This window comes from Oligoflexus sp., assembly GCF_035638955.1.
Taxonomy (GTDB): Bacteria; Bdellovibrionota_B; Oligoflexia; order Oligoflexales; family Oligoflexaceae; genus Oligoflexus.
Map to the genome: position 1 here is coordinate 1 of NZ_DASQYZ010000331.1, position 7032 is coordinate 7032.

Annotated in this window: 5 protein-coding genes; 1 reads left to right on the forward strand and 4 read right to left on the reverse strand. The window is 51.6% G+C overall.

Annotation, left to right across the window (positions count from 1 at the left end):
* The first annotated feature begins 140 nt into the window (after positions 1-140).
* A complete protein-coding gene (locus VE954_RS29545) occupies positions 141-452 on the forward strand; it encodes an LPD7 domain-containing protein (protein ID WP_324959726.1) in 312 nt (103 codons plus the stop codon).
* A 196-nt stretch (positions 453-648) separates the two neighbouring features.
* Here the strand turns inward: VE954_RS29545 and VE954_RS29550 are convergent, their stop codons facing one another.
* The 4 genes from VE954_RS29550 to VE954_RS43895 form a co-directional block, all read right to left on the reverse strand.
* On the reverse strand, positions 649-2364 hold the full coding sequence (locus tag VE954_RS29550; protein ID WP_324959728.1) for a PAS domain-containing hybrid sensor histidine kinase/response regulator: 1716 nt from the start codon (positions 2362-2364) through the stop codon (positions 649-651).
* Positions 2361-5273, reverse strand: coding sequence for a CheR family methyltransferase (locus VE954_RS29555; RefSeq protein ID WP_324959730.1), 2913 nt, complete (start codon positions 5271-5273; stop codon positions 2361-2363). Before VE954_RS29555 ends, VE954_RS29550 begins: the two co-directional genes overlap by 4 nt.
* Before the next feature lie 48 nt (positions 5274-5321).
* Positions 5322-6497 (reverse strand): chemotaxis protein CheB, encoded by a 1176-nt coding sequence (locus VE954_RS29560; protein WP_324959732.1) that lies wholly within the window; start codon positions 6495-6497, stop codon positions 5322-5324.
* Positions 6498-6850: 353 nt separating this feature from the next.
* Positions 6851-7030 (reverse strand): DDE-type integrase/transposase/recombinase, encoded by a 180-nt coding sequence (locus VE954_RS43895; protein ID WP_349263846.1) that lies wholly within the window; start codon positions 7028-7030, stop codon positions 6851-6853.
* Positions 7031-7032: the final 2 nt, after the last annotated feature.

Below are 7032 nucleotides of genomic sequence, written 5' to 3' on the forward strand. Positions count from 1 at the left end.
AAGCCAGAGAAATGGCTGCCCTGGACTTATCGAACAACGCTGGCCGCCATCCACAGCTAATCAACAATCAGATGCACCACCCTTCATATCTGTCAGGATTTTTTGGGTGAAAGTTGAGCTATTCCGCCGAAAGCTTACGGATGAAAAGCAAATCATGGCGTGAGTTTGTCCTTAATCGGGCCATGGGGGGAGACGAGGATGCTCTTGGGGGTACTCTATTCAAAGTTTCGGAAGGCTCATTTGTGGATCGTGGCGATGCCGTTGTTCTCAAGGATCGCTCCGAAGCAGCCCTCAAGGCTGCGTTTCTTGTGGCAAGGGCCAAGTTTGGAGAAGACTTTGTAATCAAAGGGCCGGCTGAATTTGTTCAGAAAATTGGTCCAATGATTGTCAAAACGAGCAGCAAAGACTTTGAGCGTGAGGGGCAGACCAAAGGCAAAGGCCTGACGAGGTAAGTGCAGGTGATGGACGAAATTCCATCCTGGTGACCAGCTTTTGCCCAAAGGCCGTTTCAGACGACGCACAGCCTTTTCCAGCCCTCGCGTGAACTTCATGACCCAGCGGTAAATAGTGGTATGGTCAACTTCAAGCCCGCGTTCCGACGGGTTCAGGACCGAACCATGAGTGCCTGGCCCGCTGCAAAAGAAACGATCAATGCAGCGGGACGGTTGGGGATGACCCTGAGCCGCAGTTCCTGCGAGTCCACTTTTTCACCGTGTCCACCAGAGGTCGCAGGCCGATGGGTTTACTTAAAAAGTCGTCAAAATCTGGAGAATTCAGCACGCGATCACGCTCCGATTGCAAAGCATGCGCGGTCAAAGCCAGGACTGGCTTTTTAAATTGATGACGGCGCAATTCCGCAGTTGCCTGATAACCATCAAGCAGTGGCAGCTGGAGATCCATAAGGATAAGGTCAATAGGCTTTTCGAAGGCCATGGAGATAGCGCTCTGTCCGTCCTCGGCGCAGTATACGGTGCCGCCGGCCATTTCGATCATCCTTCGAATGACAAATTGATTGTCGATGCTGTCATCCACCAGCAGTATGGTTGTACCCTTGAGTTCAGATTTTTCCACCTTGTACGGACTTTTAGGTGAGCGTGCTTCAACCTTATCCTGGACCACCTGCATTTTCATACTCAAGCGGAATGTGCTTCCGGATCCGACCCTGCTTTCCACAAGACTAATGGCGCCGCCAAGCGCCTGTGCCAGTCGTTGCGATAGATAAAGCCCAAGGCCAATGCCACCGAATTTTCGCGAGTGCGAAGGGTCCAGCTGCGAAAAGGCTTTGAAAAGGCTGATCTGGGCTTCATCTGGAATGCCGATGCCAGTGTCCTTGACGTCTATCAACAGCTGCGGGATGCCGTCTGCTGCAGGCGTGGATTGATGGCTGATCACAAGGCTGATGCTTCCGGATTCAGTAAACTTGATGGCATTATTGATGAGATTTATTACGATCTGACGGATCCGGGTGGCATCACTCCGGATGGTAGCTGGAATACCATCCTGCACTTGTATGTGCAGAGACAAGCCCCGCGCCTCAGCCTTGTGCCGCATGCTCTCGACAATATCGAGGATTTCCTGAACGGGATCGCATGGACCCATGGAAACGACGACCTCTCCGGCCTCCACCCGCGAAATATCGAGGATGTCATCGATGACCTGCAGCAGGTGCTCGCCGTTCTTCTTGATGCCGTCGATTGGCTTGATAAAGGGCGAATCGCTGTCAAGATCCAAAAGGACAAGATCGCTGTAGCCCAGCATAACGGCGAGCGGGGTACGGATCTCATGGCTCATATTCGCGAGAAACTGACTCTTCGCCTGGCTGGCTTGCTCGGCCCGTTCCTTGGCTTTGACCAGCTCGGCTTCAATCCGTACCTGAGTCGTTACATCGTTCAGGATGCTACGGATACTGTATTCACCCGAATCCTCGTCAAACCAGACGATGCTTTCCACGTGCACGTGAAAGGGCTCACCGTCGGAAGTTTTTATTTTCACCTTGCACGATTGCCTTTGCCCACTCGTGAGCAAATCGGCAAGGTGCTGCTTGAAAGCTTGCCCATATCCCGGGTCGATATAGTCATGAATCAAAGCCCCTATCAGGAGCACTCGATCCTTTTGCAGGACTGCGGCCCCCTTCAGGTTCAGCTCACGAACGACGCCATGCTTGCTAAGGGTGATGTATCCTACCGGAGCGAAATCATAGAGATCCGCATAACGTCTTGTGGATTGCCGCAAGCGCAGTTCCGCCCGTCGCAACTCGTCGTTCTGCATTTCGAGCTCAATCTTATGGGTTTGGAGCTCATGGACGAGGCGCTTCATATCGACGATGCCGCTCATGCTTGTGCCTTGGACGTCTTTTCGGATCATGGCTTCAACTCTGCACTGTGGAGAATTAATAGATAATGGGCTCGATCTGAAAGTCTGATTTCCATGATTGTCGCTTCCGCTGTGATCTCACTCCCTTGATCTACTTGCAAGCGGATTTTATCCCTCCAGTCTTGTCGCGACAAGACTGTTTCATTATTTAATATCGCATCGCGAATTTTCAGATCATTAATCCCGAAGTCGCGCAAGGTCGCGCTGGACTCGTCTTTTATCCCCTGCCCCAATATCTTTCTGCACTCGGGATTGACGAAGATGATCTTTTGGTCGCGATCAAATACCAGCAGCATGCTGGGGATTTTTTCGCAGATTTGCTGATACATCGCGGCGATTTGTTCGATGCGGTTCTGCTCGGTGATATCTGAAAAACCTATGACCACGCCATCGATGACATTTTCGGCTGTTTTATAGGGTGTAATACGCATGAACAACTTGCGGCCATCCTTGAGTTCCACCGCCCGCTCGATAGGCACGAGGATGCTTAAAACTTCCTCAGCATCCACCAGGACCTTGTCGTATTTCATCTGAGTGGCGAAGTCACCCAGCGATCGGCCGATGTCCGATGGAATCAGGTTGAAGATTCTGGTCGCCGAGCGCGAGTAGCGCGTGATCAGGAGATGTCGATTCAGGAATATGGTGGCAATGCTGGAGCTGGAAAGGAAGTTGTCCAGATCGTTGTTCGCTGTCGACAGCTCTTCGATTTTGATCTGGAGCTCTGTGTTGAGGGTCACCAGCTCCTCGTTGACAGCCTGCAGCTCCTCCTTTGCCGTTTCCAGTTCCTCGTTCGAACTCTGGAGCTCCTCGTTTGAGCTTTGAAGCTCTTCATTCATGGACTTGAGTTCCTCATTGGACGTTTCCAACTGCTCCACAAGGGACTGCATGTGCTCGCGCGTGAAGAGGAGTTCACGCTCAATGTTCTGCGTGTGCTCGTCGATGCTCTTCTGATCAAGATGGACGAGATTTTCCGGCGTCAAAGGCTCGGCCTGCCGGGTCTCAAAGCTGATGACGAGAATTTTCTGCTGGTAGGAAAACTCAGGAGAGGGACGGATGAAGATATCGATGCTGATCAGCTCGTTGAACCGTCTTAATTTGATATCAGCGAAGCGAACCGCCTGATTGGTATTCAGAACTTTTTGGAATCCTCGGCTGATCTCAAGCTTGATCTCGTCGCGTGCCATGGTGAAAATGTTCATCTGCGCTTCACCTGGAGCCGTTTCAATATAGTCAGCCATACGGCCATGTATGAAAAGGATGTCACCTGCATTATCACAGATAAGGCTCGGTGGCACATAAGCTGACAGAAGATACTCATGGCTCAATTCGCGTATCGAAGGCTTGCGTGGGGTGGGCAGAGCTGCGCGTGCGCGTTCGACCGGGACCGGATCCGTAAAATAGTTGTTCGGCTCGAAATCCATGGCCCTGTTCGGAAACGAGGCCGTGCTTTTGCGCTCGAAAAATTTCCATTTTTTCTCGAATGACAGGAATAAATTGCTGGCATCACCCGTGGTCTCTGAACTGCCGAGAAAAAGCATACCGCCCGGATTCAGGGCATAATGGAATATTCGCAGGAGTTTCTGCTGCAGAGGCGGCTCGAGGTAAATCATGAGATTGCGGCAGCTGATGAAGTCGACCTTGGAGAACGGCGGGTCACGCACCGCATTATGAACTGCGAAAATGATGCGTTCTTTAAGTTCCTTCTTAATGCGATAATCATTCACGCCTTCAACGAAAAAATTCTTAAGGCGCTCGGGCGAAAGCTCCGAGGCAATGGTCTTGGGGTAGCGGCCCTCGCGGGCGATCTCTATCGAATCCTTATCGATGTCCGAGGCGAAGATGCGAAGTTCGATCTCCCACGGATTCGCCTGGCAGGCCTCGAACACGCACATGGCAATGGAGTAAGCCTCCTCTCCGGTCGAGCAGCCTGGGATCCAGATCCGGAGCGACTTGTCGCTTACAACATGCTGCAGGATTTGTGGTATCACGAGTGCTTTTAAAACTTCGAAAGCTTCGGGATCACGGAAAAAGCTGGTGACCCCGATCAGGATTTCCTTGAGCAGTCGTTCGCACTCTGCGGGTTCAGCCTCGAGAAGGCGGATATAAGTGCCAAGTGAGTCCATTTTCTGGGCGATCATTCGTCGCTCGATGCGGCGTCGCAGTGTGTTCTTTTTATAAAGCGTGAAGTCGTGGCCGCTATGGGACCTTAGGACACCGACGATGCGCTGCAGTTCCATGTTGCTGGTAGGACTCAGGACCGCAGTCTCGATTACTGGAATCAATTTTCCCTGTTTGTTTATCCAATCCTGAATGTGCTGAGGTATGTCCTCGGGCGCTGCAATAATGTCCGCCAAGTTGGTGTTTTGGGCGCTTTGGGGCATGCCCTGGAACTCGGCCGTACCCGGGTCCTGAACGATGACCAGACCGTTGTTTTCGTTGATGTGTCGGATCCCGACGGTACCATCTGAGCCTGCACCCGTGAGAATTACAGCAATGGCGCGTTCCTGCTGATCCTCAGCCAGGGAGATGAGAAAACCGTCGATGGGCATACGGGCCCGCTTGGCGAGGACAAGCGTATTGGCGTGAATCGTCAGTTCGGTGTTGGGCGGAATAATATAGATCTTCTCGGCCTGAGCCGGCATTCCGTGCTCGGCCTTGATCACTGGCAATGACGAATGCCTATTCAAAAGCTCACCAGCATAAGACTCCGTGTCTGGATTGAGATGCATAATGACGATATAGCAAACCCCTTGGCCGAAGGGCAGCTTGGGAATAATCGTTTCAAGAACGGCCAGGCCGCCCGCAGAACAACCGATACAGACATAATATTGCGTGCTTTTCGGCGGTGCACTTATGATTGAGTCTGATGAAGGCTCATCCTGGGTACCATTCGAATCCATCTGTTCCTCATTTAGGCTGCGACATTTTACAAAAAATAGAAATGAGGCTCACATTGTAGTCACAGCCTCATTCGGGTCGACTGTTTTTTTCGCAGGCTGCGACTCAAACAAATTTCCCGATCCGGTCTTTAGAATCTGCCGAATATAATGCGCATGTACGTCTGTATGCTCGATAGTGTCCATATATTTCCTGGCAGCCAGATGCTGGTCGAGCTGCTCCGCCCGCCGCAGCAGGCGCTGCTGGAGAGCGATTTTATCATCCAGGGCGCGGAGTGCAGTCCAAAGAGCATTTTCCAAAGCATCGTTTTGCCCTGCTATAAGGCTCTTGGGCGCATAGGCATGACCCTCGTGGCATCGATATCGAATCATTTGACCGTCCTGAATCTCCCACAGGGAGCCACTGCACTGCGGGCAGGAGAACGTGGAGGGTTTTCCCTGCATGTACTCGACACCATCACCGTTTGCGACATTGGTTCTCACGTTCTCTTCAGCGTTTTCCACCTCAAGTGCGGAAGGCCTTGGCGACTTAATGCCCTGGATACGTTCGGCCATCTGCACAATGGCTCTAGGGATATCCTGGAGCGGTAGAACGAAGTCGGCGCGAACGACTTCCAATGCGTTGGCCGGCATATCTCCATATATGGTGTCATTGGGATCCTGGACGATGATTCGACCGCCTTCCCGCTTGACGGCCAAAAGACCTGCCGCCCCGTCGTCCAGATAGCCCGATAGAAGCACCGCGACCACGTTGGTTCCATAGGTCAAAGCAGCCGAACGGAAGAGGGGATCAATGGCTGGTCGACTGCGATTTTCATGAGCCCCTCGATGGATAAAAATTCGGCCGCCTTCCAGAAGCATATGACGATCAGGAGGTGCTACATAAATTGTTCGTGGTTCCAGAATGTCCTGATCTTCGGCGTGCTTGGATGATATGCCGCTTGCAGATTCCAGCAACATGGGAAGCGCGCTCTTGGAATCCGGATGCATGTGTATCACGATACAAATGGGAACGGTGAACGACTTAGGCAAATTGCGGCAAATCTCGAGTATCGATGGAATCGCGCCTGCAGAGCCGCCAATTAAGACTACTTGATCGGATGTCATAAGGAATGTCCTATTCAGAAGGGATCCAAAGTCAGGCCATGCAATTCCAGTCCTGCATAGAGCATTCCGCAACTGAATGCGTACTCGAACGCTATGTATGACAAAATGTTGATTGCTCATGGCCTCAGGCAGGCCGGCTGAACTTCAGGGCCCCGGAAAGAATGCCTAAAAACGGCAGCGAAGCTTCATATCAAGGCTGCTTTAGCTCAGGGCCCCGGAAAGAATGCTCGCAATTTCAGCAGGCCTTGATTGCCAAGGCCTTCAGGTTCACGGTAGTTTCGGAATTTCCCAATAATTTTAACAGTCAGCTTATTTTATAGTCATTCTTTCCGGGGCCCGGGCTGGGATAAAAGGCAGACTCTCGCTGACACAGCTCACAGCTTTGTAAATAAAAGGATCAACAGGGCAGTTCAAAATAAGGTTCTGTTGCGTCTCCAGATAATGAATGAGAGAGGGTGCGACTCGACAAGTCATCACGCTGCAATGGAATAAAAGATTTCAGCGGAGGTATCAACCTCTGCTTCTATCTGCCGTTTTCGAATGATCCTCATCGACTCAAAGCCACCAATTGTAACCCTTGCCGTTCGAAAACTCCCAAAGCCCAAGGTGGCTCTGCATAGCTGTTTGATGGGCCTATGGTCCTGCTCGATAATGT

Coding starts and splice junctions, on each gene's coding strand:
- VE954_RS29545 (WP_324959726.1), top strand. CDS start 141: ATGAAAAGCAAATCATGGCGTGAGTTTGTCCTTAATCGGGCCATGGGG.
- VE954_RS29550 (WP_324959728.1), bottom strand. CDS start 2,364: ATGATCCGAAAAGACGTCCAAGGCACAAGCATGAGCGGCATCGTCGAT.
- VE954_RS29555 (WP_324959730.1), bottom strand. CDS start 5,273: ATGGATTCGAATGGTACCCAGGATGAGCCTTCATCAGACTCAATCATA.
- VE954_RS29560 (WP_324959732.1), bottom strand. CDS start 6,497: ATGAGCAATCAACATTTTGTCATACATAGCGTTCGAGTACGCATTCAG.